Origin of the sequence: Streptomyces carpinensis (assembly GCF_002154505.1) — a bacterium.
Taxonomy (GTDB): Bacteria; Actinomycetota; Actinomycetes; order Streptomycetales; family Streptomycetaceae; genus Streptomyces; species Streptomyces carpinensis.
On record NZ_MUBM01000371.1, the window covers coordinates 1 to 2,574 of the forward strand.

Sequence of the window (2,574 nt, forward strand, 5' to 3'; positions counted from 1 at the left end):
GTCTCGTGGCAGTTCCGCAACCGGCGGGCGCGGCTCTGCCCGCCGGTCGGAATCCGGCGCGGCCACGGGCGGTGTCGTTGGCGCGAACGGCCGCGGTTCCGACCGCCGGGCCGGGGCGGCGACCGGCGCCGACTCCGGCAAGGCTGTCCGCGGATCCAGCCGACGGGCGGCGGGCGGCGGAGCCACGGGCGGTGCTGTCGGGACCGGCGGCCGCGGCTCCGACCGCCGGGGCCGTCGCCGCACCTCTGCCACCCCTGCCGCATCGGGCAAAGTCGGCCCTGGTGACGACTTTTCGTAGGCGTTCGTCCTGAGCATGCTTGGTCCGCCGGATGTCGTCGCGGCGGATCATGCTGCCGAAAAAATGATGTCAGGTCGACGGGAGTTCGTCGACAATTATCGGCGGCGGGGGGTTCGAGGGTGTGGGCACTTGGACAAGGAAGGGGACGAACGTGAACCGCCCATTTTTCAGCAGTGGCCTGTATGAAAGCCGGTAGCACACAACCGAGTACGGGTCGCGGATGGTTTTGTAACACTTGAGATTCGTATCCGCCGACTCGATCCGACCATACGGTGGCGAGGTGTGTGCCTCACTCTCCGGAGATACCCAGACACCCGCAGCCAAACAGAAGAAAGTTCCTGCGGCAACAGAAAAGATCCGTAGGGTCGCCTTGCTCATGCTGTCACCTCGAAGCATGGAAGCGAATCCGCTCGCGTCGTGGTGTATCGGGCAAGCGGTCAATTGAACGTTTGGACATCCTCTTGCGTCGGGGACGGAACCGGCGCATGCGGTGTCGCCTTCAACTTTGAGAACTGGGAAGGTCGGCTCCTCGCTCACTAAAGAGCAGGTCAGAGTGGTCCGAGAGTGCGGCAGTAATCATGCGAAAAAATCTGCCCGCTTCATTGACCACCCCGGGGAACTTGCCAGTGGCGTCCCATACCGAGTGAAAGCAGAATAATACTCGCCATTGGTCCTTGCAACTCTAGATGCGGCGTCAGAGCGGCGGAGTTAGCGTGCTGTTATCCGGACAGAAACGTCTCCGGTTGCTGAATTGTAGCGCCGGTAAAGGAGAGTTTCATGCGAGGGAAATCAGTACTGAGCGCCGCCGCGATGGCTGCGCTGGTCGGAGGAATGGCTGTCGGATCGGTTGAGCCGGCCTCCGCTGTCCCGAATCAATCTTGCCGGGTCGTGGGCGGCACCCTGACAGGCAGTGGGTTCGCTGCCAACGGAACATTCACCGTCTCGCCTGGTGGGGCGACTGCGAACACTTCTTCCGACGGCAGTATTGGACCGATGGCCGTCACGGGGACAGGGCCCTTCTCAGTGGGTTCCGTGGCCTGCACGGGAGAGTCGGGAGGGTCGTCCACAGGAAGTGCAGCACAGGAGTCCGCTGCCGTAGCAGCCGGAGCGAGCGCGGCACAAGCGGCTATAAGTCGGGGCGCCTCCCCGCAGGAGGCGAAGGCGCAGGCCGTAGCCGCCGCACAAGCCAAGGCACAAAGCCTCGGTCTGCCGTCGTCGGTGGTGAATCAAGTCATCAACCAGACGACCAACAACGTGAACCAAATAATCAATTCAAACACAAACACAAACACAAACATCAACGGGTCGTTCAACCAGCAGGCACCGCCGAACCAGCAGCAGCAGAACCAGCAGCCAGGTCAGCAGCAGCCGAACGAACAACAGCAGCCCGGTCAGCAGCAGCAGAACCAGCAGCAGCCCGGTCAGCAGCAGCCGAACCAGCAGCAGCAGCCGGGTCAGCAGCAGCCGAACGAGCAGCAGCAGCCGGGTCGGCAGCAGCCGAACCAGCAGCAGCAGCCGGGTCAGCAGCAGCCGAACCAGCAGCAGCAGCCGGGTCAGCAGCAGCCGAACCAGCAGCAGCAGCCGGGTCAGCAGCAGCCGAACCAGCAGCAGCAGCCGGGTCAGCAGCAGCCGAACCAGCAGCAGCCCGGTCAGCAGCAGAACCAGCAGCAACAGCCGAACCAGGAGCAGCAACTGCCGAGCCAGCAGCTGCCGAGCCAGTAGCTTGAGTGCGTCTCGGAAAACGGAACCCCTGCCCGGCGGGCAGGGGTTCCAAGCCACGCGGCCCGACGACGGCGAGCCGTTCGACGCGGGGCCGTGGGAGCTGCTGGTGAAGCGTGCGGAGCTGCCGGCCCAGCCAGGGGGAACGGCGGACCTCAGCCTTTCTTGAGCAATAGCTCCGTGTTGCGGTCGCGGGGGTCGCCCTGGAGGGTGAGGGAGCCTTCGTGGGCGTTGAACGAGAGCTCGCGGTAGAGGGCGGCGAGGCCGGTCTGGGACAGGTCGGTGAAGTCCGTGCGGTGCGGGGCGGCGGACTCGATCAGGGTGGTGTGCAGGGAGAGCGTGCCGTCCTTGTTGTCCACCAGCTCGATGACCCGGGCGAGTTGGGGGAAGTCGACGTGGGAGGCGGTGGAGATCTCCCAGAAGGAGTGGCCGCCGCTGCTGGTGTGCGGGGTGATGGTGTTGCGGTGCACATGGCCGTTGACCCAGGCGACGACGTTGCGGTGCCGGCCGAGCAGGGCGAGCAGTTCGTCGCCGTTGTAGCGCTTCTCGTTCGGGCG

General features: G+C 64.8%; 1 protein-coding gene and 1 pseudogene. Both read right to left on the reverse strand.

Translation table 11 applies throughout. The annotated features are described in order from the left end of the window. Positions 1 to 1,570: 1,570 nt before the first annotated feature. Positions 1,571 to 1,990 (reverse strand): hypothetical protein, encoded by a 420-nt coding sequence (locus BZY54_RS51245; RefSeq protein WP_158103985.1) that lies wholly within the window; start codon positions 1,988 to 1,990, stop codon positions 1,571 to 1,573. Positions 1,991 to 2,172: 182 nt separating this feature from the next. Further along, a pseudogene (locus tag BZY54_RS38920) lies at positions 2,173 to 2,574 on the reverse strand (TIGR03767 family metallophosphoesterase); the annotation flags it as partial.